The 21,953-nt window shown below is 72.4% G+C and carries 24 protein-coding genes; 11 read left to right on the top strand and 13 right to left on the bottom strand.

The annotated features are described in order from the left end of the window. Positions 1-4 precede the first annotated feature (4 nt). From ACF08B_RS33540 to ACF08B_RS33550, 3 genes are all read left to right on the top strand, one after another. Complete coding sequence (locus tag ACF08B_RS33540; RefSeq protein ID WP_392320834.1) at positions 5-778, top strand: ABC transporter permease; 774 nt, start codon at positions 5-7, stop codon at positions 776-778. Between the two features lie 131 nt (positions 779-909). Continuing rightward, entirely contained in the window at positions 910-2,229 is a 1,320-nt protein-coding gene (locus ACF08B_RS33545; protein WP_392320835.1) for an ABC transporter ATP-binding protein, read from the top strand. Then, positions 2,226-3,101 carry an ABC transporter permease gene (locus tag ACF08B_RS33550; RefSeq protein ID WP_392320836.1) on the top strand — a complete coding sequence of 292 codons (876 nt, stop codon included), beginning with the start codon at positions 2,226-2,228 and terminating at the stop codon, positions 3,099-3,101. The genes ACF08B_RS33545 and ACF08B_RS33550 overlap by 4 nt, the downstream gene beginning before the upstream one ends. A gap of 7 nt (positions 3,102-3,108) precedes the next feature. Here ACF08B_RS33550 and ACF08B_RS33555 read toward each other — a convergent pair whose 3' ends face one another. Continuing rightward, on the bottom strand, positions 3,109-3,435 hold the full coding sequence (locus ACF08B_RS33555; protein ID WP_392320837.1) for an ATP/GTP-binding protein: 327 nt from the start codon (positions 3,433-3,435) through the stop codon (positions 3,109-3,111). Between the two features lie 221 nt (positions 3,436-3,656). Here ACF08B_RS33555 and ACF08B_RS33560 point away from each other — a divergent pair, with 221 nt between their 5' ends. Then, entirely contained in the window at positions 3,657-4,685 is a 1,029-nt protein-coding gene (locus ACF08B_RS33560) for an LLM class flavin-dependent oxidoreductase (RefSeq protein WP_392320838.1), read from the top strand. A gap of 116 nt (positions 4,686-4,801) precedes the next feature. Here the strand turns inward: ACF08B_RS33560 and ACF08B_RS33565 are convergent, their stop codons facing one another. Continuing rightward, positions 4,802-5,194, bottom strand: a complete 393-nt coding sequence (locus ACF08B_RS33565) for an SCO5389 family protein (protein WP_093474650.1) — start codon at positions 5,192-5,194, stop codon at positions 4,802-4,804. 276 nt (positions 5,195-5,470) lie between these two features. On the opposite strand from ACF08B_RS33565, the gene nucS reads away from it, so the two are divergent. Beyond that, positions 5,471-6,142 (top strand): endonuclease NucS, encoded by a 672-nt coding sequence (nucS, locus tag ACF08B_RS33570; protein WP_073889605.1) that lies wholly within the window; start codon positions 5,471-5,473, stop codon positions 6,140-6,142. 37 nt (positions 6,143-6,179) lie between these two features. Here the strand turns inward: nucS and ACF08B_RS33575 are convergent, their stop codons facing one another. From ACF08B_RS33575 to ACF08B_RS33590, 4 genes are all read right to left on the bottom strand, one after another. After that, on the bottom strand, positions 6,180-8,630 hold the full coding sequence (locus ACF08B_RS33575) for an ATP-binding protein (RefSeq protein ID WP_392320839.1): 2,451 nt from the start codon (positions 8,628-8,630) through the stop codon (positions 6,180-6,182). A 272-nt stretch (positions 8,631-8,902) separates the two neighbouring features. Continuing rightward, a complete protein-coding gene (locus ACF08B_RS33580) occupies positions 8,903-9,226 on the bottom strand; it encodes an STAS domain-containing protein (RefSeq protein ID WP_073889601.1) in 324 nt (107 codons plus the stop codon). Between the two features lie 213 nt (positions 9,227-9,439). Next, positions 9,440-10,288, bottom strand: a complete 849-nt coding sequence (locus tag ACF08B_RS33585; RefSeq protein WP_392320840.1) for a 3-hydroxyacyl-CoA dehydrogenase family protein — start codon at positions 10,286-10,288, stop codon at positions 9,440-9,442. 235 nt (positions 10,289-10,523) lie between these two features. Next, positions 10,524-11,165 carry a TetR/AcrR family transcriptional regulator gene (locus ACF08B_RS33590; RefSeq protein ID WP_392320841.1) on the bottom strand — a complete coding sequence of 214 codons (642 nt, stop codon included), beginning with the start codon at positions 11,163-11,165 and terminating at the stop codon, positions 10,524-10,526. 79 nt (positions 11,166-11,244) lie between these two features. Between ACF08B_RS33590 and ACF08B_RS33595 the strand changes: the two genes are divergently transcribed. The 3 genes from ACF08B_RS33595 to ACF08B_RS33605 are packed head-to-tail and all read left to right on the top strand — an operon-like array spanning position 11,245 to position 13,392. Beyond that, on the top strand, positions 11,245-12,030 hold the full coding sequence (locus ACF08B_RS33595) for an ABC transporter ATP-binding protein (RefSeq protein ID WP_392320842.1): 786 nt from the start codon (positions 11,245-11,247) through the stop codon (positions 12,028-12,030). A gap of 26 nt (positions 12,031-12,056) precedes the next feature. Further along, on the top strand, positions 12,057-12,806 hold the full coding sequence (locus ACF08B_RS33600; protein WP_392320843.1) for an ABC transporter permease: 750 nt from the start codon (positions 12,057-12,059) through the stop codon (positions 12,804-12,806). Positions 12,807-12,819: 13 nt separating this feature from the next. Then, positions 12,820-13,392, top strand: coding sequence for a cob(I)yrinic acid a,c-diamide adenosyltransferase (locus tag ACF08B_RS33605; protein WP_392320844.1), 573 nt, complete (start codon positions 12,820-12,822; stop codon positions 13,390-13,392). Positions 13,393-13,515: 123 nt separating this feature from the next. On the opposite strand, the gene ACF08B_RS33610 is transcribed toward ACF08B_RS33605, so the two are convergent. From ACF08B_RS33610 to ACF08B_RS33630, 5 genes are read right to left on the bottom strand one after another with little or no spacing between them, the layout of a single operon-like run. Continuing rightward, the gene (locus ACF08B_RS33610; protein WP_392320845.1) at positions 13,516-13,725 is read right to left on the bottom strand and encodes a hypothetical protein; all 210 of its coding nucleotides are present in this window, start codon (positions 13,723-13,725) and stop codon (positions 13,516-13,518) included. Further along, a complete protein-coding gene (locus ACF08B_RS33615) occupies positions 13,725-14,126 on the bottom strand; it encodes a hypothetical protein (RefSeq protein ID WP_392320846.1) in 402 nt (133 codons plus the stop codon). Before ACF08B_RS33615 ends, ACF08B_RS33610 begins: the two co-directional genes overlap by 1 nt. A gap of 56 nt (positions 14,127-14,182) precedes the next feature. After that, the gene (locus ACF08B_RS33620; protein ID WP_392320847.1) at positions 14,183-15,646 is read right to left on the bottom strand and encodes an ATP-binding protein; all 1,464 of its coding nucleotides are present in this window, start codon (positions 15,644-15,646) and stop codon (positions 14,183-14,185) included. Further along, on the bottom strand, positions 15,643-16,347 hold the full coding sequence (locus tag ACF08B_RS33625) for a response regulator transcription factor (RefSeq protein ID WP_392320848.1): 705 nt from the start codon (positions 16,345-16,347) through the stop codon (positions 15,643-15,645). Before ACF08B_RS33625 ends, ACF08B_RS33620 begins: the two co-directional genes overlap by 4 nt. Before the next feature lie 59 nt (positions 16,348-16,406). Beyond that, positions 16,407-16,982 carry a hypothetical protein gene (locus ACF08B_RS33630; RefSeq protein ID WP_392320849.1) on the bottom strand — a complete coding sequence of 192 codons (576 nt, stop codon included), beginning with the start codon at positions 16,980-16,982 and terminating at the stop codon, positions 16,407-16,409. 151 nt (positions 16,983-17,133) lie between these two features. On the opposite strand from ACF08B_RS33630, the gene ACF08B_RS33635 reads away from it, so the two are divergent. From ACF08B_RS33635 to ACF08B_RS33645, 3 genes are all read left to right on the top strand, one after another. After that, positions 17,134-18,306, top strand: a complete 1,173-nt coding sequence (locus ACF08B_RS33635; protein WP_392320850.1) for a sensor histidine kinase — start codon at positions 17,134-17,136, stop codon at positions 18,304-18,306. After that, the gene (locus ACF08B_RS33640; protein ID WP_392320851.1) at positions 18,303-18,944 is read left to right on the top strand and encodes a response regulator; all 642 of its coding nucleotides are present in this window, start codon (positions 18,303-18,305) and stop codon (positions 18,942-18,944) included. Before ACF08B_RS33635 ends, ACF08B_RS33640 begins: the two co-directional genes overlap by 4 nt. 125 nt (positions 18,945-19,069) lie before the next feature. Continuing rightward, complete coding sequence (locus ACF08B_RS33645; RefSeq protein ID WP_392320852.1) at positions 19,070-20,890, top strand: glycosyl hydrolase family 18 protein; 1,821 nt, start codon at positions 19,070-19,072, stop codon at positions 20,888-20,890. A gap of 79 nt (positions 20,891-20,969) precedes the next feature. On the opposite strand, the gene ACF08B_RS33650 is transcribed toward ACF08B_RS33645, so the two are convergent. Together ACF08B_RS33650 and ACF08B_RS33655 are read right to left on the bottom strand one after the other, a co-directional pair. Beyond that, positions 20,970-21,416, bottom strand: a complete 447-nt coding sequence (locus tag ACF08B_RS33650; protein WP_073889588.1) for a DUF2550 domain-containing protein — start codon at positions 21,414-21,416, stop codon at positions 20,970-20,972. A 154-nt stretch (positions 21,417-21,570) separates the two neighbouring features. Continuing rightward, a complete protein-coding gene (locus ACF08B_RS33655) occupies positions 21,571-21,945 on the bottom strand; it encodes a F0F1 ATP synthase subunit epsilon (RefSeq protein ID WP_030610105.1) in 375 nt (124 codons plus the stop codon). Between the last annotated feature and the right edge of the window lie 8 nt (positions 21,946-21,953).

The following is a 21,953-nucleotide window of genomic DNA, read 5'->3' on the forward strand; positions in this document are numbered from 1 at the left end:
CGTCATGGCGGCCGCGCAGGTGCTCCGGTCCGAATGGACCAAGATCCGTTCGGTGGCGTCCACGGTCTGGACACTGTCGCTGGCGGTGGTCGTGACCATCGCCCTCGGGATGCTGATCTCCGCGCTGACGAAGAGCCAGTTCGAGCAGATGCCGCTGCGCGAGCGGCTCTCCTTCGACCCCACGGTCATCAGTTTCGCCGGGATGACCCTCGGCCAGCTCGCCATGATCGTGTTCGGGGTGCTGGTCGTCTCCAACGAGTACAGCACCGGCATGATCCGGGTCTCGCTGGCGGCCGTACCGCAGCGGGGCACCTTCCTGTTCGGCAAGATCGCGGTGGCCGGCGTGCTCGCGCTGGCCGTCGGCATGGTGACGAGCTTCGCCGCGTTCTTCCTGGGGCAGGCGATGCTGGGCTCGCTGGGCACCGGGATCGGCGAACCGGGCGTGCTGCGCGCGGTGCTCGGCGGCGGGCTCTACATGGCGCTGATCGCGATGTTCTCCATGGGCGTCGCCGCGATGCTGCGCTCGCCGCTGCTGTCGCTCGGCATCCTGATGCCGTTCTTCTTCCTGATCTCCAACATCCTCGGCAATGTCGACGCCACGAAGAAGGTCGGCCGCTTCCTGCCCGACCAGGCCGGCAGCCGGATCATGCAGGTTGTGCCGGTCCTCGACGACGACACACCGTACGGGCCCTGGGGCGGCCTGGGAATCATGGCGCTGTGGGTGATCGCCGCACTGCTCGGTGGTTACGCCCTCCTCAAGCGCCGGGACGCCCAGTAGACCGCGGAATCACGGATCGTGATGTTCTGGCTTTACCTTCCCTTGGGCGGAACCGTCAGCGCCTCGATATCCTCCTAACCCTTACGGGGGCGTGTGCCCCGCTGTCCTGAACCTTTCGATGGGTGCGGAGCATGATCGAGGCTGTCGGCCTGACCAAGCGCTACGGCGACAAGACCGCCGTGTACAACCTTTCCTTCCAGGTGCGGCCGGGAGCCGTCACCGGCTTCCTCGGGCCGAACGGCTCGGGCAAGTCGACGACGATGCGGATGATCCTCGGGCTGGACAACCCCACGTCCGGCTCGGTGACCATCGGCGGCTACCCCTACCGCCGGCTGCCGAACGCCCCCCGGCAGGTCGGCGCGCTGCTGGACGCCAAGGCCGTGCACGGCGGCCGCAGCGCCCGCAGCCATCTGCTGAGCCTCGCCCAGCTGTCGGGCATCCCGGCCCGCCGGGTGGACGAGGTGCTCGGCGTCGTCGGTCTGCAGGAGGTGGCGAAGAAGCGGTCCAAGGGCTTCTCGCTCGGCATGGGCCAGCGCCTCGGCATCGCCGCCGCGCTGCTCGGCGACCCCCAGGTGCTGCTCTTCGACGAGCCGGTCAACGGTCTCGACCCCGAGGGCATCCTCTGGGTCCGCAACCTGATGCGGGCCCTCGCGGCCGAGGGGCGTACGGTCTTCGTCTCCTCGCACCTGATGAGCGAGATGGCGCTGACCGCCGACCACCTCATCGTCATCGGCCGCGGCCAGCTCCTCGCCGACATGAGCGTGAAGGACTTCATCTCGGCCAACTCCGCCGACTTCGCGCGCGTGCGCACCCCGGAGACCGAGCCGCAGCTGCGCGAGAAGCTGTCCTCCGCGCTCACCGAGGCCGGCGGCCACGTGCTGCCGGAGCAGGACGGCGCGCTGCGGGTGACCGGGCTGCCGCTGCCCCGGATCAGCGACCTCGCGCACGACGCGGGCGTCCGGCTGTGGGAGCTGTCGCCGCACCAGGCCTCGCTGGAGGAGGCGTACATGCGGATGACGCAGGGCGCCGTCGACTACCGCTCCACGATCGACCAGAAGGCGGGCCTGCAGCAGCCGCTGCCGCCCGGCGCCCAGCCGCCCATGCCGGTGCCCGGCCAGGGCCAGCCCGGCTGGTACGCCCCGCCGCCGCCCCAGCAGGGCGGGCAGCCGTTCACGATGCCGCCGGCGCCCACGGGTCCGTACGACGGTGCCGCGGCGGGCGCGTACGGCGCCCCCGGCGCACCGGCCGCCAACCCGTACGCCCAGCCGGCCGCACCGGTCCCGGGTGCCCCGGCCGCCCCCGCACCGCAGGCGCAGCCGGCCGTCCAGGCCCCGGCCGCACCGGTCGCCGCGCCCGCGGCGCCGCAGCAGGCGCCCGCCGCTCCCCCGGTGCCCGGAGCGGCGCCCGCCTCCGCCCCCGCCGACCAGACCCAGCCCGAGGACGCCCGATGAGCACCCACCAGCCCCCGATGCCGCAGGCCCCGCATGCCGCGCAGGCGGCGCCCGGCGGGCCGTACCCCGGCTACACCTCGCCGATCCCCGTCGTGCGCACCCACCTCGGGCACGCGGTGGCCTCCGAGTGGACGAAGATCAAGTCGGTGCGCTCCACGATCTGGACGCTCGGCGTGTTCGTGCTGCTCGTCCTCGGCATCGGCCTGCTGTCCGGCTCGCTGGTCTCCGCCAACTCCGGCGAGGCCAGCCTGAGCGGCGAGAACCCGCTGTCCTTCGGCTTCTTCGGGCTGCTCCTCGGCAGCATCTGCATCATCACGCTCGGCGTGCTGACCACGGCCTCCGAGTACGGCACCGGCATGATCCGCACGACGATGACCGCCTGCCCCAGCCGGGCCCGGGTGCTCGCCGCGAAGTCGATCGTGTTCTTCGTCCTGGCCTTCGTCGTCACCCTGGTGTCGTCCGGCCTCGTGGCCATGATCCACGCGTCCATGCTGGAGAGCACGGGCGCGCGCACCCCGACCGGCGGGGACTGGTTCAAGGCGACCGTCGGCGTCAGCCTCTACATCGCGCTGCTCGGCCTGTTCTCGCTGCTGATCGGTTCGGTCATCCGGCACTCCGCGGGCGCCATCACCATCATGATCGGCGTCGTGCTCGCGCCGCTGGTGCTGGCCCTGTTCATGGCGACCGAGTCGCTGAGCAAGGTGCGCGAGTGGCTGTTCGAGTACTCGATCCCGAACCAGCTGAGCGTGTTCTACGCCAACTCGCTGAGCGAGTCCGGCCCGTCCGGCTGGGACCCGCTGTGGATCGTCCTCGGCCTGACGGCGGCCGCGTACGGTGCCGCGTACGCGCTGCTGCACAGCCGGGACGTGTAGCCGCCGCTCAGAACCTCGGCGCGTTACGGGACCGCTGCACCCGCGTGGTGCGGCGGTCCTTCGCGTTCCAGCACGCCTTGTGCCAGTGGCGGCGGTCGTCCACCCCCGCGTGCTCCGGCCAGGCCACCACGTGCGGGACGCCGGAGGGGATCATCTGGTCGCAGCCGGGACAGCGGTAGGTCTTGCCCTCCGTGCTCGCGCCCGCCACGTGCCGCACGCTCCAGTCCTCGCCCCGCCAGCTCTCCGAGGACTGCCAGCCGCCGTACCGGCCGGCGCCGTCGTCCTCGGCGCTCGACGATCCGGCTGCCTTCGGTCGGTTGCGACGCGGGGACACGGGACACCTCTCGGGGCTATACAGGAAGCACGACTGCATCCAGCCTACGCGCCGCCGAGAGGGGTACGCGTACGGAACCAACCCGTACAAGTCCCCCTGCAGGGCGCCCCATTCTGCAGACAATCCGCAAATCTTTCCGCGAGGCCGTGTCCTGGGCACGTGTCAGACGGTTATGCCGCGTGGGGGAGCTCCGGGTCGGAGCCAAGGAAGCAGGAAGAGCGATGCACGTAGGAAGTTTTGTGCTGGCAGCCCAGTTCCCGGGCCAGGGTCAGGGGGAGGCCCTGCACCGGGCGGTCCGCTCGGCCGAGGTCTCCGAGGAGGCCGGGCTGGACGCGGTGTGGCTGGCCGAGCACCACTTCGTGCCGTACGGCACCTGTCCGTCGGCGGTCACCCTGGCCGCCCTGCTGCTCGGCCGCACCCGTCGCATCCGCGTCGGCACGGCGATCAGCGTACTGCCCACCGCGCACCCGGTCGCCCTCGGCGAACAGGCGGCGCTGCTGCACGTGACGAGCGGCGGACGGTTCACGCTGGGCGTGGGCCGGGGCGGGCCCTGGGTGGATCTGGAGGTCTTCGGAGCGGGCCTGGAGGCCTACGAACAGGGGTTCCCGGAATCCCTCGATCTGCTGCTGCGCTGGCTGCGCGAACCGGCGGTGGCGGCCTCCGGCGAGCGGTTCTCCTTCCGCGAGGTGCCGGTCGTGCCCCGCCCGTCGGAGGCGCTGACGGACGCCCCGGGACCCGAGGTCGTGGTCGCGTGCACCTCGCCGGCGAGCGTGCGGCTGGCCGCCGAGCGCGGTCTGCCGATGCTGCTCGGCATGCATGTCGGGGACGAGGAGAAGGCCGAGATGGTCGCCCTGTGGCGGCGGTGCGCCCGCGCGGCGGGCCGGAGCGCCGAGGAGGTCGTGGACGCCGCCCATGTGTCGGCCGGGGTCTGCCAGCTCGCCGACCGGCGCACGGACGCGACGGAGACGCTGCTGAAGGCCATGCCGGGCTGGCTGAGGCAGGGGCTGGCCGCCCATGTGACGGTGGACGGCCGGGCGCGCTCCATGCGCGACCCGCACGCCTACACCGAACTGCTCTGCGGGCTGCACCCGGTGGGCACTCCGCGGCTCGCCGCCGACCGGCTCGCGGCCACCTCGGAGCGCACCGGCATCTCCCGGTTCGCCCTCCTGGTGGAGGGCTCGGGCGACCTCGCGGCCACGGAGGAGAACCTGCGGCGGCTCGGCGCCGAGGTGCTGCCCCAGTTGCGCTGACCGCATCCCGCGCGCAGGCCACCTGGGGGGCTTGCCGCCCCAGTACTGAATGCACCTCCCGGCGGGTGGAGCGGCAAGCGAGCGGCTCAGGGGCTCGGCCGTGCCGGAGCCGCGCGTCAGCAGTCCCGGAGCTCCGGCGACTGGTTGAGCAACTGGTTGCGCACCGAGGTGAAGCGGGCCAGCGTCTCGTCCACCGAGGCGTCCAGCGGGAACACCGCCACGCGGTGGCAGTTCTGGAAGGCCAGCCGCACACCGAAGTGCCGCTGCAGCGCGCCGCGTATGGCGTCACTCGCGAGCGCACGCAGCAGCTGTCCGCGTGCCTGCTCGTCCGGCGGGGGCGTCTGGTTGTCGGCGAAGGAGCCGCCGTCCACCTTCAGCTGGGTCACCAGGGAGCTGATCATCTCCCATGCGTAGGGCAGGGAGGTCCGGACGCAGTCGACGAATGCTGCTTCGTCGACCTCGCCTCGCTCGGCCTGTTCGAGTAGGGCCGGTGAGACGTCGAGCGACATGGGTTCTCCTCTCGCACCCCCGCGGAGCAGGGGTTGCCGGACAGATAAGGGAGTTCGCGATTTCGAACACGCTCAGTACATGGCTCGCGACCTCCCGTTCACTACGGTAGGCAACGGTCGGTGACCACACCAGCAGATTGCGTATATCGAACGGTCCCGTTACGCCCACAATCGGCCAGGGATGAACAAGAGTTTCCAGGGACAAATGGTGCGATCCCTGGGGAGCGGGACGGGCGGATCGCGCGCACCGACGGCCGTCGAGTAGCGTTGCCGACCATGCGTCTCGTCATTGCCCGGTGCTCGGTCGACTATGCCGGCCGGCTCACCGCCCACCTGCCCTCGGCGCCCCGCCTGATCCTGGTCAAGGCGGACGGCAGCGTCTCCATCCACGCCGACGACCGGGCCTACAAGCCCCTCAACTGGATGTCGCCGCCCTGCACGCTGAAGGAGGGCACGGGCGACGAAGAGGGTGTGTGGACCGTCGTCAACAAGGCAGGCGAGAAACTGATCATCACGATGGAGGAGATCCTCCACGATTCCTCGCACGAACTGGGTGTGGACCCCGGTCTGATCAAGGACGGTGTGGAGGCGCACCTCCAGGAACTGCTCGCCGACCGCATCGAGACGCTGGGCGACGGCTACTCGCTGATCCGCCGCGAGTACATGACGGCGATCGGCCCGGTGGACATCCTCTGCCGGGACGCCGACGGCGGGACCGTCGCCGTGGAGATCAAGCGGCGCGGCGAGATCGACGGCGTGGAGCAACTCACCCGCTATCTGGAGCTGTTGAACCGCGACCCCCACCTGGCCCCGGTCCGCGGCGTCTTCGCCGCGCAGGAGATCAAGCCCCAGGCCCGCGTCCTCGCCACCGACCGGGGCATCAACTGCCAGATCCTGGACTACGACGCCCTGCGCGGCATCGAGGACGACAAGCTCCGCCTGTTCTGACGGCGTGCGGCGGTGGCGCCGGGGGGATGCCCCGGCGCTACATCAGCCCGCCGAAGAAGAGGTCCGGCGCCTCCCCGTCGGCGTCCCGCGCCGCGTTCTCCGGGCTGCCCGACGTCGCCGGCCCGCCCGCCGTGTCCGTGGTGGACGGCGTCGTCGAGCCCGTCGGGGTCGGCGACCCCGACGGCGTGCCGGAGGACGGCGGCGTCGAGGAGGGCGTACCCGTGGGCGACGTCCTGGTCGGGTGCGGCGTGGACGGCTTCGTCGTCCGGGACCTGGACGGCGTGGGAGAGGTATGTCCGCCGCCCGTCCCCTTGGTCCGGCTCGGGCCGGCGGAGGGTTCCGCCGGGACCGGCGGTGCCGGGTCGTCCGTCGTGCCGTAGGTGCCGTCCGGCCCCGGCGAGGTCGGCCCGCCGGTGGGCGTGCCCGTGCCGTGGGTGGTGCCCGTGTCGTCCTGGGGATCGGCGTCCAGGCTGCCGTCGTCCACGTCCTGACTCGCCGACGGGTTGACGTCGACCTTGCCGGCCGGGTTGTCACCCGCGTTCTCGTGGGACGTCATGCCGAGGGTGACGACGGTGCCGAGCACGGCGGCGAGCAGCGCCGCGGAACCCGCCGCCACCAGGTTGCGCCGGGCCAGCCGCCGGACACCGCCGAACGGCTTGCCGTCCGGGGGACGGTGGGTGACCAGAGGATCCACGACGGTGGTGTACGGCGGTGGCGCCGACTCCTCGTGCCGTACCTCCGGCACCTCCTCGCCCGCCGTCGCCGCCGCTCCGGGTGTCTCGCCCGCGAGGTCGGCGACCAGCGCCAGCGCACGCCGGCCGGCGACGGCGCCCCGCTTGTCGGCGAGCGCCGCGCGCAGTCCGCCGGAGGCCTCCAGTTCGGCGCGCGCCCGGTCGAGCCGGCCCTCGCAGAGCGCGAGGACACCCAACTCGTGGTGGAAATAGGCTTGTTCGGACACCTCACCGGACGCCCGGGCGGCTTCCGCGCCGGAGCGCAGCGCCCTGTCCCAGGCGTTCCAGTGGAGTCCGGCGGCGAAGGCGGGCGCGGCCGTGCGGGCGAGCCGTACCGCGCAGGCCTCCTCGCCCTCGACGGGCGGGACCGTCTGCGGCACTGCGGCGGCGAGCGCGGCGAGCACCGCGTCGGCCTCCGCGCAGACCCGCTCGGGGGTGACCGAGGGGTGCCCGGCCCACCAGGCGTAGTGCTGGGCGGCGGTGAGGGCCTGGGCCGGGGCGTCGTCGGCGTACCCGGCGGCCTCCAGCTGGGTCCGCACGCCCGCCGCGAGCCGGTAGCGGGCGCCGACCGGGGAGACCAGTCCACAGCCCGCGAGCTCCCCGAGGGCGGCGTCGGCGTGGGTGTCGCCCACGAGGGCCGGCAGATGGGCCTGGTGGGGCACCTCGCCGCCGAGGGCGACCGCGAGGCGCAGGGTGGCGCGGGCGGAGGCGCTGAGCCGGGAGGCGAGCAGCGGGGCGGGGGCGGCGGCCTCGCCGAGGGAGGGCAGCGGCACGTCCTCCGACGGAGCGGCGGCCGGGTCCGCGGGGGCGTCGGCCGGCCGGCGCACGTCCTCGAAGACGCCGTACTCGTCCACCGCGCCGGCGCTGGCCCGCAGCTGGTCGTGCTGCCGCAGGAGGGCGCCGGCCTGCACGAACCGCAGGGGCAGCCCCTCGGACTCGAACCAGAGGTCGCCGGCCCAGTTGGCCTCCTCCTCGGTGAGGACCCGTCCGACGGCCCGCTCCAGGATCTCCACGCCGGCGGCACGGTCGAGACCGCCGAGGAAGACCTCCTCGACCTCCGACTCGGGAGAGGGCGCGGGCACGTCCGGGGTGGCGCCCAGCAAGAACGCGCACTCCGGAGTGGCGTCGAGCAGCTCGTCCAGGGCGGTGCCGCCGAACTCGATGTCGTCGAGGACGACGACCGCGCCGATCTCCCGCAGGAGGGCGAGCAGTTCGTCCCGTTCCGGGCGGTACCCGGGGGCGTCGTGGACGGCGTGGAAGAGATCGAGCATGACCTCGGCGGCCGAGCGGTGGAAGCCGCTGAGCCGGACCACCCCGTCGGGGGCGAGGTCCACGCAGTCCTCGGCGACCAGGTCGAGCAGAGCGGTGCGGCCGGAGCCGCCGGGGCCGGTCAGCCGTACGTTCCGGCCGCGGGCCAGCAGACGGACCAGGCGCTCGCGTTCGTCCTGCCGTTCCAGCAGGGAGTGGGCGGGCCGCACGGGTCCGGCCGGTACCGGCGGGCGGGCGGCGTGCTCGGCGTCGGCGCGCTCGGCGGCGGTGCGCCTGCGGGGAGCGGCGGGGCGCTCGGCGGGCGGGCAGGGCTCTATCTCGCTGCCGTCGACCGGGTTGACGGTCAGCAGCAGGTCACCGGAGACGAGTCGCACCGTGCGGGCGAGCGCGGGCGTGTTCGGGACGAAGTCGGAGGTGAGGGAGTCCCGGGGCGGTCGGCGGCTGTACGCCTGGCCGTGCTCCTCGGGTCCCGGGGTGTTCGGGTCCATGGGTTCCTGCCCCCCAAAAAGCGTCGTGTGGCCGTGATCCGGCCCCTCCCGGCCTGGTCGCACACGGCGCTGTCGCTTCTGGTCCGGGCCCGCTCGGTAGAGGGTTGCGAGGCGGCGGGCGACCGAACCCTAAACCTTCGCTCAGTATCTCCGACAGGGTGGGGTGCCGTGCGGTCCGAGACGTCACGGTCTCATGAGGATTGCCCGCGACGCGCCCTTGGGCGGCTGCGCCCGGGTCTCCCCCGACGCCCGGTTCACACCCGATCGAGGCGTTACACCCGGGGCAGCGACTCGACTCCGATGCCGCCCTCGATGGCGAGGATGCGGTGCAGCCGGGTGGCCACCAGCAGGCGCTGCATCTGCGGCGGCACGCCGCGCAGCACCAGACGGCGGCCGCAGCGGCCGGCCCGCCGGTGGGCGCCCATGATCACACCGAGGCCGGTGGCGTCCCAGGAGTCCAGTTCGGACAGGTCGAGCACCAGGTCACCGACCCCGTCGTCGACGGCCGAGTGGAGGGCCGTACGGGCGTCCGCCGCGCTGCGTACGTCAAGGCGGCCCCCGACGGCCAGCTCGGCGTCGTCGCCCCTGATGTACATATGCGCTCCCCGTTGAGTGCGGTTGGCGTTCTCCGTGACGGTGCATTGCAACGTCTGACTGTGTGAGTGGCGGTGCGGTTGCTGCTTGTAAGCGAACCGATACCGAATTCACCCGCGGGAGTGATGGCTCCCGGGGTGAATGTCCGTCGTATGCACGTACGGAGGCCCCGGTGCGCCGTACCGATGGGTCCCGGTCCGGCGCACCGCGGATTCTCAGTACGTGTAGAAGCCCTGCCCGCTCTTGCGGCCGATGTCACCGGCGTCCACCATCCGGCGCATCAGCTCCGGCGGGGCGAACTTCTCGTCCTGGGACTCGGTGTAGATGTTGCCGGTGGCGTGCAGCAGGATGTCCACGCCGGTGAGGTCGGCGGTGGCGAGCGGGCCCATCGCGTGGCCGAAGCCGAGCTTGCAGGCGAGGTCGATGTCCTCCGCGGTCGCGACACCCGACTCGTAGAGCTTGGTGGCCTCGACGACGAGGGCGGAGATCAGCCGGGTGGTGACGAAGCCGGCGACGTCACGGTTGACGACGATGCAGGTCTTGCCGACGGACTCGGCGAACTCCCGCGCGGTGGCGAGGGTTTCGTCGCTGGTCTTGTAGCCGCGGACGAGCTCGACGAGCTGCATCATCGGCACCGGCGAGAAGAAGTGCACGCCGACCACCCGCTCGGGGTGCTCGGTGGTCGCCGCGATCTTGGTGATCGGGATGGCGGAGGTGTTGGAGGCGAGCACGGCGTCCGGGCGCACGATCTTGTCGAGCGCGCGGAAGATGTCGTGCTTGACCTCCAGCTTCTCGAAGGCGGCCTCGACGACGATGTCGACGTCGGCGGCGGCGTCCAGGTCGGTGGTCGGCGTGATGCGGGCCAGGGCCGCCTCGGCGTCCTGCGCGGCGAGCTTGCCCTTACTGACGAACTTGTCGTACGAGGCCTTGATGCCGTCGGTGCCTCGCGTCAGCGCCTCGTCGGTGACGTCACGCAGCACGACGTCCCAGCCCGCCTGCGCGGCGACCTGAGCGATACCCGATCCCATGAGACCGGCCCCGATGACAGCGAGCTTGCGTGCCACTGACGACTCCTCGAACCCTGTTGACTTCTGCCTCTCGGCGGACCCTAGCGCTCGAGCGACGACTTGAGGACGGTAAGTAATGCGTGTCACTGTCTCAGGGGGTGAGACCCCGGTCACGTCAGATTTGCCGGACATGGCGATCCCCCCGCCGGCCCGCGCGGAAGGATGCGCGCCGGGGCGGCCGGGGCGGTAATTGCGGGCGGGTCGGCACCGGTTGGCGGCCCCGGCGGAACCCTCAGCCGGCCCGCCGGACGGCGTAGCCGAGCACCTTCTCACTCAACAGGTCCTCGATGTCGTCGAGCAGGACGAGCACTTCTCGTGACACTTCGACCGGTTTGCGCCCCGCCAGCATCTCCTGGCCGATGGTGACGAAGACCGCCTGGTGGATCCAGCAGATCTGACCGGCCATCAGGCCGGGCAGGGGGTCGCCGTCGGCGGCGCCGGTCTCCTCGCGCAGGGCCGTCGCCAGGGTGTCGTGGATCTCCTGCTGGAGGCTCCACAGCCGGGAGCGCAGCGGCGGCGCCTCGTGGATGACGCGCATGAAGCGGTCGTACCCCTCCAGCAGGCCCACTCTCGGCGAGACGGCCTCGACCTCCGCGCGCAGTTCGCGCAGGACGGCGCGGGCGGCGGACTCGCCCGCGTCGCGGCCGCGGACCCAGCGCGCGAGCCGGTCGGTCATGCCGGCCGAGCGGTCGAAGAAGAGGTCCTCCTTGGCGGGGAAGTAGTTGTAGACGGTGTTGACGGAGACGTTGGCGGCCTCGGCGATCTCCGCGACCGTCACCGCCTCGAACCCGCGCTCCAGGAACAGGCCCGTGGCGACATCCGAGATGTACTGCCTGGTCTGCCGCTTCTTGCGCTCCCTGAGCCCCTCTGCCATGTCCGCATCCTAACTTCGCTGCACCTTCTGAAAACTTGGAGTCGTTGCAAATTTTCAGTGACTCTGTTTTTCTGGGCGCATGGCAACAGTCATCAGTGCGGCGGGCCTCGCCCGCACCTTCCGGACGAAGGCCGGCCCCGTGGAGGCCGTCCGATGCGTCGACCTCGCCGTACGGGAGGGCGAGATCCTCGGTTTCCTCGGCCCCAACGGCGCCGGGAAGACGACCACCCTGCGGATGCTCACCACCCTGCTGAAGCCGACCGGCGGCGCGGCCTGCGTGGCCGGTCACGACCTGGCCGGCGACCCGGCCGGGGTGCGCCGGGTGAGCGGCTACGTCGCCCAGTCGGGCGGCGTCGATCCGCAGATCACCGTGCGGGAGGAACTGGTCACCCAGGGCCGGATGTACCGGCTGTCCAAGGCGGACGCGGTCGGCAGGGCGGCGGAACTGGCCCGGGAACTGGACCTCGTGGCGTTCCTCGACCGGCGGACCGGCGCGCTCTCGGGCGGCCAGCGGCGCCGTCTCGACATCGCCATGGCGCTCACCCACCGCCCGAAGGTGCTCTTCCTCGACGAGCCGACCACCGGGCTCGACCCCGGCAGCCGCGCCGACCTGTGGGACCTGGTCCGTCGGCTGCGCGACCGGTACGGCACCACCGTCTTCCTGACCACCCACTACCTGGACGAGGCCGACGCCCTCGCCGACCGCCTGGTGATCGTCGACCACGGGGTCGTGGCGGCCGAGGGCACACCGGCCGCGCTGAAACGCCGGTACGGCGGCTCGCCGGACGCCACCCTCCAGGACACCTTCCTCGCCGTCACCGGTCGCGGCCCCGAGCCGGCCGGCGCCGACCCCGTCGCCGTATGAACCCCCGAGCCGGACAGGACCCCGGAATGCTCCTCCACGACACGGCCCTCATCTACGGCCGGTACGTCCGCCAGTCCCTGCGCTCCCGTTTCGCCCTGCTCTTCGGCCTGCTGACGCCGCTGCTGTACCTGCTCTTCTTCGGTCCGCTGCTCACGGGCCTGCCGTTGGGCGGCGAGGGCAGCTCCTGGCAGATGCTCGTGCCCGGCCTGCTGCTCCAACTCGGTCTCTTCGGCGCCCTGTTCGCGGGGTTCACCGTGATCATCGAGAACGGTCAGGGTGTCGTGGAGAGGATGCGGGTGACCCCGGTCAGCCGTCTCGCCCTGCTCCTCGGCCGGGTGCTGCGCGACGCCTCCGTCTTCGTGCTCCAGGCGGTGCTGCTGGTGCTGGCCGCGCTGGTGATGGGCCTGCGCGCGCCGCTCGCGGGCATCCTGATCGGCTTCGCCTTCGTCGCGCTGCTCACGCTCGCGCTGGCCTCGCTGTCGTACGCGCTGGGGATGACGGTCCGCACCCCGCAGGAGTTCGGCCCGCTGATCAACGCGGTGTCGATGCCGTCGATGCTGCTGTCCGGCCTGATGCTCCCGATGACGCTCGCGCCGGCCTGGCTGGACGTGCTCTCGCACTTCGTGCCGTTCCGCTATCTGGTCGACGCGGTGCGCGACGCGTACACCGGGCACTACACGAGCGCGCACATGCTGTACGGCGTCCTGGTCGCGGTCGGGTTCGCGGCAGCCGCCGTGACGGTGGGCACACGGGTGTTCCGGACGGCCGGGGCGTAACTACGCTGGTCACATGGTCAATCTGACGCGCATCTACACCAGGACCGGCGACAAGGGCACCACCAACCTCGGCGACATGAGCCGGGTGCCCAAGACGGACCTCAGGATCTCGGCGTACGCGGACGCCAACGAGGCCAACGCGGTGATCGGCACCGCGGTCGCGCTGGGCGGCCTCGACGAGGAGGTCGTCGCGGTCCTCACCCGCGTCCAGAACGACCTGTTCGACGTGGGCGCGGATCTGTCCACGCCGGTGGTGGAGAACCCGGAGTTCCCGCCGCTGCGGGTGGAGCAGTTCTACATCGACAAGCTGGAGGCGGACTGCGACCGCTTCAACGAGCGGCTGGAGAAGCTGCGGTCCTTCATCCTGCCGGGCGGCACACCGGGCGCGGCCCTGCTGCACCAGGCGTGCACGGTGGTCCGCCGGGCCGAGCGCGCCACCTGGGCGGCGATGGAGGCCCACGGCGACACCATGAACCCGCTGACCGCGACCTACCTCAACCGCCTCTCCGACCTCCTGTTCATCCTGGCCCGCGCGGCCAACGGCGAACTCGGCGACGTGCTGTGGGTCCCGGGCGGCGAACGCTGAAACGGCCCGACGGGCGGTAGGCCCGGGCCGCACCGGGCGCCACAGGGCTTCGTGCGCGGTGGGCCGGGCCGGGGAGTGGCTCCCCGGCCCGGCCGTCGGTCCGTGCGCGGGCGGGCCCGGGGTTCAGCGGTCCGCGGTGCTCGTCGCGTCCCGGTCGGCGGCGGCCGCCGCGGACTCGGCCGCGTCGACCTTCTTCTTCATGTCCGCGTAGCCCGAGGGCGCGCCGGTGGGCGTCGAGTCCGGGGACGCACCGTCCGTGTGGGTACAGCCCGCCGTGAGCGTCACGAGCAGGACCGCCGTCGCGACGGCGGGCAGCCGCCGCCGGGCCCGCATCAGCCCGCCGCCTTCCCGTCGTCGTTGCCGCGGCACCACGTCCTGACCGCGGCCAGATCCTTCTGCCGCTGCCGCAACGTGGTGCCCAGCGACTTGCGGAACGTCAGCCGGTTCTGCAGGTAGGTCGCGATCTCGGTGTGCCCGGCCTTCTTCGCGTTGTCCACGCGCTTCTCGAGCCGGGCCACGGAGCCGCGGGTGCCCGCACCCGCGTCCAGTCGCCGCAGGGCCCGTTCGATGCGCCGGTCGACCTTCGGCGCCCGCTTGCACAGCGCCTTCGCGCCGTCGCCGGAAGGCCCGGCCGCGTGCGTGCCGCCGGCGGCGGACGCCGTTCCCGCCGTACCCAGCACGGCCGTCACGGCGAGCCCGGCGAGCAGCGTGCGCGTCCCTCGTCGCATGTCCATCTGCCTCTCCGTTCACGTCCCGGACGGCCGGGGCCGGCCGTCCGTCGCGACGGAGGCTAGGGACGGTCTTTGGGGAAACTCTGTGACCGGTCCGCCCCGGCCGTGCCGATCAGCCAGTCACGGCGGCCCGGCAGCCCGCCGCCGTCCGGGGGCAGCCGCACCTCGAAGCGGGCTCCCACCCCGCCGGGTCCGTCGACGACGCTCACGCTCCCCCGGTGCAGGGCGGCCTGCTGGGCGACGAGCGTGAGACCGAGTCCGGAACCGGCGCTGTCCGGGCCGCGCAGGAACCGCTCGAAGACGCGTCGGCGGGCGTCCGCAGGAACCCCGGGCCCGTGATCGTCCACGGTGATCGACACATGGTCCGGCAGCCCGCGCACCCCCACCCGCACCAGCGCCCGCCCCCGCTCGTCCCGGCCGTGGGCCAGCGCGTTGCCGACCAGGTTGTCCAGCAGCATCCGCAGACCGGGCGGCCAGCCGTGCACGGTGATCCCGGCCGGGGCGTCCAGCCGTACGTCGGCGTCGGGGGCCCCACGACGGGCCGCGGCGACGGCGGCCTCGGCCAGGTCGGACAGATCGACGGCGCGGAACGCCTCCGCCTCCACCAGGTCACCGCGCCCCAGCTCGCGCAGCATCACCAGGAGGCCCCGCAGCCGTGCGTGTTCGCGGCGCAGGTCGGTGACGACCTCGGCCCGCTCGGGTCCGGGCAGGCCGGGGTGCCCGGCGAGGATGTCCAGGTTGGTGCCCATGCTCATCAGCGGGGTGCGCAGTTCGTGCGCGGCGGCCGAGGAGAAGGAGCGGGCGGTCTCCAGGGCCTCGGCGGTACGGGCGGCCTGTTCGTCGTAGCGGGAGAGGACGGTCCGTACGGTGGCCGCCAGTTCGTCGACCTCCCTCACCCCGGTCGGCCGGTGGTCGAGCCGGACGCCGCTGGTGCGCGGGTCGAGGCCGGCGGTACGGCGGGTCAGCCGGCGCAGGGGGGCGCTCGCTCCACCGGCCACACCCCAGGCGAGCAGGCCGGACAGGGGCGCGGCGAGCAGGGCGGTCAGCAGCGCCCGCCGCCGCACGAGCCGTACCTGGGCGCGGTCGGCGGTGTCGGGTGCGAAGACCCACAGGGTGCCGGTGGCGCCGGAGGCGCGGACGGACCGGGACAGGCCGCGCCACCTACGGGCGCCGTCGCGGACGGTGACCGGTCCGGCGGCGTGGGCGGGCAGGGTCACCGACGGCCCCGGCCGGGGTCCGCCGCCGACGTCCGTGCCCGCTCCGGTGACGCGGACCCCGACGTCGAGGGCGGCGCTGAACAGCTGCCGTTCCCTGGTGTCGGCCGCCCTGGGGCGGCCGCCCGCGGTGGCCCGCAGCAGGGCCCGGGCGTCCGGGGCGAGGGCCGTGGCGCGTTGCCGCAGGTGCTGGTCCTCGGCGCGGTGCAGATCGCGGGCGACCAGCTGCAGCAGGAGCCAGCCGGAGGCCAGGACCAGCAGCGGGACGGTGCAGCCGACGGCGAGGCCGATGCGGGTGGAGAGCCTCACCGGGCGCCCCGCTCCTCGCGGAGCACGAAGCCGACCCCGCGGACGGTGTGGATCAGCCGGCCGCGCCCGTCCGCCTCCAGCTTGCGCCGCAGGTAGCTGACGAAGGTGTCGACGGCGTCGGTGCGCACGTCGAAGTCGTAGCCCCACACCCGTTCCAGCAGCTGGTCCCGGCTGAGGACGAGGCCCGCGTTGCGGGCGAGCACCTCCAGCAGTTCGAACTCACGGCGGGTCAGCTCCAGCGGGCGGCCGTCCCGGTCGGCGGTGCGGGCCGCCGGGTCGATCACCAGGCCCGCGACCCGCAGCGGCTCCCGGCCGGCCGGCGGCCGCCGGCGCAGCAGGGCGTGCAGCCGCAGCACCAGTTCCCGCAGGGCGAAGGGCTTGACGAGGTAGTCGTCGCCGCCCGCCTGCAGCCCGGCTATCCGGTCGGCGGTCTCGTCGAGCGCGGAGACCATGAGCACCGGCAGGTCGCGCCCCTCGTCGCGGAGCCGTGTGCACACCTCGATGCCGCTCAGGCCGGGCATCGACACGTCCAGCACGAGGACGTCGGGCGGCGCGTCCCGGACCGCGTGGAGCGCCTCGGCCCCGTCGGCGGCGGTCCTGACCGCGAAGCCGTTCAGCCTCAGCCCTCGCTCCAGTGAACGGCGGATCGCCGTGTCGTCGTCGACGACCAGGACCGTGCCGGAGCCTGCCGTGTCAGCCATGCACCCTCCTCGACGCCCGGTCAGGGTACGGCCCGAGGCTGTGCGGGCGGCGGGAGACGTCAGCGGTGCTCGGCCGGTTCCGGGTCCCGCTCCGGGCCGTGCTCCGGCCGGCGTTTGGGGAACAGGGTGTAGCTCGCCGCGATGACCAGGTTGATGCCGATCACCAAGAGCATCCGCGTCTGCCAGGCCCGCAGCGAACCCGTGTCGCCGTCGCCGCCGACGTACCGGACGGCCGCCTCGAGCAGCGCGAGGGCGACCGCGCACGCCAGGATCCAGCGGCCCGCGACCTTCCACTCGTGGACGGCGCGGGCCGTGCCGTACTTCGGCGGCCGCACGGGCGGCGGGCCGTCGGCGAAACGGTGCGCCACCCGCGCGTCGGCCCACTTGACGGTGGAGTGGCCGAGGCCCACGGTGAAGCCGATGTAGACGGCGGCGAGGCCGTGCCGCCAGTCGGGTTCCGCACCGTTCCTGAGGTCGACGGCGGTGACCGCGAACAGCACCACCTCCAGCAGGGGTTCGCACAGCAGCAGCGCGAGACCGGTGCGGGGCATCCGCAGGCCGTACCGGAAGAGCAGTCCGGCCGCCAGCAGCACCCAGAACGCCACCTCACAGGCGATGATCAATCCGACGAGCACGGCTCGCTCCCTTCGTCCACCCCTCAAGGCTCCCGCGGGCCGGGGCGCGGATCGTCGTCATCGCCGACGAGACCGCCGTAAACGAAAGTCGCAGTCCGGGACCCTTCCCCGGGAGCAGGCGGGGCGTGCGGGGGCCGTGTTGGATGGGGGCATGCGCCTCGCACTCCCCCACCCCCACCGCGACGACTGGCGCATCGCCGTGGGCGGGCTGCTCGGCGGGGTGCTGCTGTGGGCGCTCGGTATCCATCCGCGCCTGGGCACGGACCCGCTCGTGCTGTGGCACGCCCCGTGGGCCCCGCTGGTGCCGCTGGCGGTGACGGCCGCGTGCGAGCCGCTGCGCCGCGGCCGGCCCCGCCTCGGTCTGCTGATCGGCACCGCCGCCCTGGTGCTGGACACGGTGACGCTCGGCAGCGTCGTCACCATCGTGCTGTACACCGACCTGATGTACGCCGCCGTCCTGTACGGCACACCGGCCGCCGCCCGCCGTATCCCGTGGGTCACGGGGATGCTGACGGTGCTCGGCGGGGTCGTGCCGGCCGCGCTCTGGCGCGATCCGCAGGCGCTGCTGATCGGGGTGGGCGTCGGGGTGGTCGCGTTCGGTCCCGCCGCCACCGGCGCGCTCGTCCGCAACCACCGCGACGCGGCCGAGGCGGCCCGGCTGCGCGCCGAACAGACCGCGCTGCTGGCCGAGATGGACCGCACGCAGGCGGTCACCGCGGAACGGGCTCGGATGGCCCGGGAGTTGCACGACATGGTCGCCAACCACCTTTCCGCCATCGCCATCCACTCGACGGCGGCGCTCTCCATCGGCGATCCGCGGACCTCCGGGGAGGCCCTGGCCGTCATCCGGGAGAACAGCGTGGCGGGGCTGGCCGAGATGCGCCGGCTGATCGGCATCCTGCGTGACGGCTCCGGCGACCTGGAGCCCGCCGCGTCGCCGACGCTCGACGGTCTGGACGCGCTCGTGGACGGTGCCCGCGCGAACGGTCTGGACGTCACCCTCGACGCCGGTCACGGCATGGTGCCCACGCCGGTCGGCCTGGCCGCCTACCGGATCGTGCAGGAGTCCCTGACGAACGCCATGAAGCATGCGGCGCGGGGGTGCGTGCACATCGTCCTCCGGCAGGCGGACGGGACGCTCGGCATCAGGGTGACCAGCCCCTACCGGCCCGGCGACACCCCTCGCGCGCCCGGCTCGGGCGCCGGTCTGGCCGGCATGCGGGAGCGGGCCGCGCTGCTGGGCGGCACCTTCGAGGCCGGCCCCGGGGACGCGCTGTGGACCGTGTACGCCACCCTGCCGCTCAGCGAAGGAGAGCCCGCATGATCCGTGTCGTGGTCGCCGAGGACCAGTCCGCCGTCCGCGCCGGGCTCGTCCTGATCCTGCGCAGCGCCCCGGACATCGACGTGGTCGGCGAGGCGGAGGACGGCCTGCGGGCGGTCGAACTGGCCCGCGAGACCGGGCCGGACCTGGTCCTGATGGATGTGCAGATGCCTCGTCTGGACGGGGTCTCGGCCACCCGGCAGATCGTCGCCGAACGGCTCGCGGACGTCCTGGTGCTGACCACCTTCGACCACGACGAGTACGTGTTCGGGGCGCTGCGGGCGGGGGCGGCCGGGTTCCTGCTGAAGAACACCGAGGCGGGGGATCTGCTGGAGGCGGTGCGCACGGTGGCCCGCGGGGAGGGGGTCGTCGCGCCGGCGGTGACCCGGCGGCTGATCGCCGAGTTCGCCGCGGGGCCGGTGCGGGGGACGACAGCGGATCCGGCCGTGCTGGAGGCTCTGACCCGGCGCGAGCGGGAGGTGCTGTCGTGCGTCGGCGAGGGGCTGTCCAACGCCGAGATCGCCGAGCGCCTGCGGATGGCCGAGGGAACGGTGAAGACGCACGTCAGCCGTCTGCTGGCCAAGCTGGAGCTGCGCAGCCGGGTCCAAGCGGCGGTGCTCGCACAGGAGTTGGGTGTCTGACCCCGCCTCACGGCAACTGGTCCAGACCTATTGACCCGTGGTCCAGACCTTTCTACTCTCGCAGCACCGTGGGCGTGAAGGCTCAGTCATGCCCCTGACACCCCCGATGAAGAGGGAGGCGCAGCATGCGCTTCAGACACAGAGCCGCGGCAGGGTTCGCGACCCTGTTGCTCCCCCTGGCCGGCCTGGTCGGTCTCGCGAGCCCCGCCCAGGCCGCGACGAACGCCACCGCCACCTACACCAAGTCCAGCGACTGGGGAACCGGTTTCGGCGGTCAGTGGACCATCAAGAACACCGGCAGCAGCAGCATCAGTTCCTGGACCGTCGAGTGGGACTTCCCCTCCGGTACGTCCGTCACCTCCGCCTGGGACGCGGACGTCACCAGCTCCGGCACCCACTGGACCGCGAAGAACAAGTCCTACAACGGCACCCTCGCCCCCGGTGCCTCCGTCTCCTTCGGCTTCAACGGCGCGGGCTCCGGCTCCCCGTCCAACTGCAAGCTGAACGGCGACAGCTGCGACGGCACCACCGTTCCGGGTGACGCCTCGCCCTCCGCCCCCGGCACCCCGACCGCCTCCTCCGTCACCGACACCTCGGTGAAGCTCTCCTGGGGCGCGGCCACCGACGACAAGGGCGTCAAGAACTACGACGTGCTGCGCGACGGCGCCAAGGTCGCCACGGTCACCACCACGTCGTACACGGACACCGGCCTGACCGCCGGCACCGACTACTCGTACACCGTGCGGGCCCGCGACACCGCCGACCAGACCGGTCCGGTCAGCGGCGCGGTCAAGGTGCACACCACCGGCGGCGGCACCACTCCCCCGCCCACCGGCGACAAGGTCAAGCTCGGCTACTTCACCGAGTGGGGCATCTACGGCCGCAACTACAACGTCAAGAACCTGGTGACGTCCGGTTCCGCCGCCAAGATCACCCACATCAACTACGCCTTCGGCAACGTCACCAACGGCCAGTGCGCCATCGGCGACTCCTACGCCGACTACGACAAGGCGTTCACCGCCGACCAGTCGGTGAGCGGCGTGGCCGACACCTGGGACCAGCCGCTGCGCGGCAACTTCAACCAGCTGCGCCAGCTGAAGGCCAAGTACCCGAACATCAAGGTGCTGTGGTCGTTCGGCGGCTGGACCTGGTCCGGCGGCTTCGGCCAGGCCGCGGCCAACCCGGCGGCCTTCGCGCAGTCCTGCTACAACCTGGTGAAGGACCCCCGCTGGGCCGATGTCTTCGACGGCATCGACATCGACTGGGAGTACCCGAACGCCTGCGGCCTGAGCTGTGACACCAGCGGCGCGGCCGCCTTCAAGAACCTGATGGGCGCGCTGCGCGCCAAGTTCGGCTCCAGCGCCCTGGTCACGGCCGCGACCACCGCCGACGGCTCCGCCGGCGGCAAGATCGAGGCCGCCGACTACGCCGGTGCCGCCCAGTACGTCGACTGGTACAACGTGATGACGTACGACTTCTTCGGCGCCTGGGACGCGAAGGGCCCGACCGCCCCGCACTCCCCACTCACCTCGTACTCGGGCATCCCCAAGGCGGGCTTCACCACCGCCGACGCGATGGCCAAGTTCAAGTCGTCCGGTGTTCCGGCGAAGAAGCTGCTCATCGGCATCGGCTTCTACGGCCGTGGCTGGACCGGCGTCACCCAGGACGCGCCGGGCGGCACGGCCACGGGCCCGGCGGCCGGCACCTACGAGCAGGGCATCGAGGACTACAAGGTCCTGAAGTCGTCCTGCCCGGCCACCGGCACCGTCGCCGGCACGGCGTACGCGCACTGCGGCAGCAACTGGTGGTCGTACGACACCCCCGCCACCATCGCCACCAAGATGGCCTGGGCGAAGGACCAGGGCCTCGGCGGCGCGTTCTTCTGGGAGTTCAGCGGCGACACCGGCAACGGCGAACTGGTGAGCGCCATCAACAGCAACCTGTAGACCGCCAAGAACCCCTGAGTGACGTTGACGCTCTCCCGGACTCCGTCCGGGGGGACCCCCACACAGCGAGTGAACGTGGCTACGCCACGTTCACTCGCTGTCCGGGCGGGGCTGCTTCCAGCCACGCGAGAAACCCGGTCAGCGCGTCTTCGCTCATGGCGAGTTCGAGGCGCGTGCCCCGGTGGGTGCACGCGAGGACCACCGCGTCGGAGAGCAGAGCCAGCTCCTCCTCGCCCTCGGGCAGCCGGCGGCCGGCCACCTCGATCTGCGCCCGCTCCAGGGTGCGGCGCGGCCGGTAGGCGTAGGAGAAGACGCGATACCACTCGATGCGGTCGCCGTTGTAGCGGGCGACGCCGTAGCTCCAGCCCTTGCCGCCGGTGTCCGGTTTCTCGGCCACGTCCCAGCGCAGGGAACAGTCGAAGGTCCCGCCGGAACGCTGGATCAGCCTGCGGCGCAGCCCGAAGAAGAACAGTCCCGCCAGCACGAGCGCGACCACGATCCCGCACACAGTCAGAGCGAGGACCATCGGCACCGACCTCCTCGTCTCCCAGGCAGCAGCACTGCTCTTGTTACTGAGTAATGAAACGGAAAAAACACCCACATCTGCCTCAGCCGCGACCGGCACCGGATTGCTCCGGGCCGGCCGCGGCTGAGTGACGTCAACGTACAGCGCGGCTGGGTCAGCGCGCGGTCGCCGCACGAAGTCGGACGTCCGCGCGTCGCTCGGCGGCGGCATCGCCCTCCGCCTTCGCGCGCTCCAGCTCTCGCTCCGTGCGCTGGACATCGATCTCGTCCGACAGCTCGGCGATCTCGGCCAGCAGCGACAGCTTGTTGTCGGCGAACGAGATGAAACCGCCGTGCACCGCGGCGACGACCGTTCCACCTTCACTCGTACGGATGGTCACCGGGCCCGACTCCAGCACACCGAGCAGCGGCTGGTGACCGGGCATGACGCCGATGTCGCCGGACGTGGTGCGCGCGACGACCAGGGTGGCCTCGCCGGACCAGACCTGGCGGTCGGCGGCGACCAGCTCGACGTGCAGCTCAGCAGCCAAGGTTGGCT

Origin of the sequence: Streptomyces sp. NPDC015139, assembly GCF_043079785.1 — a bacterium.
GTDB lineage: Bacteria > Actinomycetota > Actinomycetes > Streptomycetales > Streptomycetaceae > Streptomyces > Streptomyces albidocamelliae.

Bases quoted from the DNA above. Each gene is read 5' to 3' on its own strand.
- ACF08B_RS33595 (WP_392320842.1), top strand. From the start codon at position 11,245: ATGGCAACAGTCATCAGTGCGGCGGGCCTCGCCCGCACCTTCCGGACG.
- ACF08B_RS33575 (WP_392320839.1), bottom strand. From the start codon at position 8,630: ATGGACCCGAACACCCCGGGACCCGAGGAGCACGGCCAGGCGTACAGC.
- ACF08B_RS33650 (WP_073889588.1), bottom strand. From the start codon at position 21,416: ATGGTCCTCGCTCTGACTGTGTGCGGGATCGTGGTCGCGCTCGTGCTG.
- ACF08B_RS33625 (WP_392320848.1), bottom strand. From the start codon at position 16,347: ATGGCTGACACGGCAGGCTCCGGCACGGTCCTGGTCGTCGACGACGAC.
- ACF08B_RS33600 (WP_392320843.1), top strand. From the start codon at position 12,057: ATGCTCCTCCACGACACGGCCCTCATCTACGGCCGGTACGTCCGCCAG.
- ACF08B_RS33640 (WP_392320851.1), top strand. From the start codon at position 18,303: ATGATCCGTGTCGTGGTCGCCGAGGACCAGTCCGCCGTCCGCGCCGGG.
- ACF08B_RS33635 (WP_392320850.1), top strand. From the start codon at position 17,134: ATGCGCCTCGCACTCCCCCACCCCCACCGCGACGACTGGCGCATCGCC.
- ACF08B_RS33560 (WP_392320838.1), top strand. From the start codon at position 3,657: ATGCACGTAGGAAGTTTTGTGCTGGCAGCCCAGTTCCCGGGCCAGGGT.
- ACF08B_RS33610 (WP_392320845.1), bottom strand. From the start codon at position 13,725: ATGCGGGCCCGGCGGCGGCTGCCCGCCGTCGCGACGGCGGTCCTGCTC.
- ACF08B_RS33580 (WP_073889601.1), bottom strand. From the start codon at position 9,226: ATGTACATCAGGGGCGACGACGCCGAGCTGGCCGTCGGGGGCCGCCTT.
- ACF08B_RS33550 (WP_392320836.1), top strand. From the start codon at position 2,226: ATGAGCACCCACCAGCCCCCGATGCCGCAGGCCCCGCATGCCGCGCAG.
- ACF08B_RS33565 (WP_093474650.1), bottom strand. From the start codon at position 5,194: ATGTCGCTCGACGTCTCACCGGCCCTACTCGAACAGGCCGAGCGAGGC.
- ACF08B_RS33645 (WP_392320852.1), top strand. From the start codon at position 19,070: ATGCGCTTCAGACACAGAGCCGCGGCAGGGTTCGCGACCCTGTTGCTC.
- ACF08B_RS33615 (WP_392320846.1), bottom strand. From the start codon at position 14,126: ATGGACATGCGACGAGGGACGCGCACGCTGCTCGCCGGGCTCGCCGTG.
- ACF08B_RS33590 (WP_392320841.1), bottom strand. From the start codon at position 11,165: ATGGCAGAGGGGCTCAGGGAGCGCAAGAAGCGGCAGACCAGGCAGTAC.
- nucS (WP_073889605.1), top strand. From the start codon at position 5,471: ATGCGTCTCGTCATTGCCCGGTGCTCGGTCGACTATGCCGGCCGGCTC.
- ACF08B_RS33605 (WP_392320844.1), top strand. From the start codon at position 12,820: ATGGTCAATCTGACGCGCATCTACACCAGGACCGGCGACAAGGGCACC.
- ACF08B_RS33540 (WP_392320834.1), top strand. From the start codon at position 5: ATGGCGGCCGCGCAGGTGCTCCGGTCCGAATGGACCAAGATCCGTTCG.
- ACF08B_RS33545 (WP_392320835.1), top strand. From the start codon at position 910: ATGATCGAGGCTGTCGGCCTGACCAAGCGCTACGGCGACAAGACCGCC.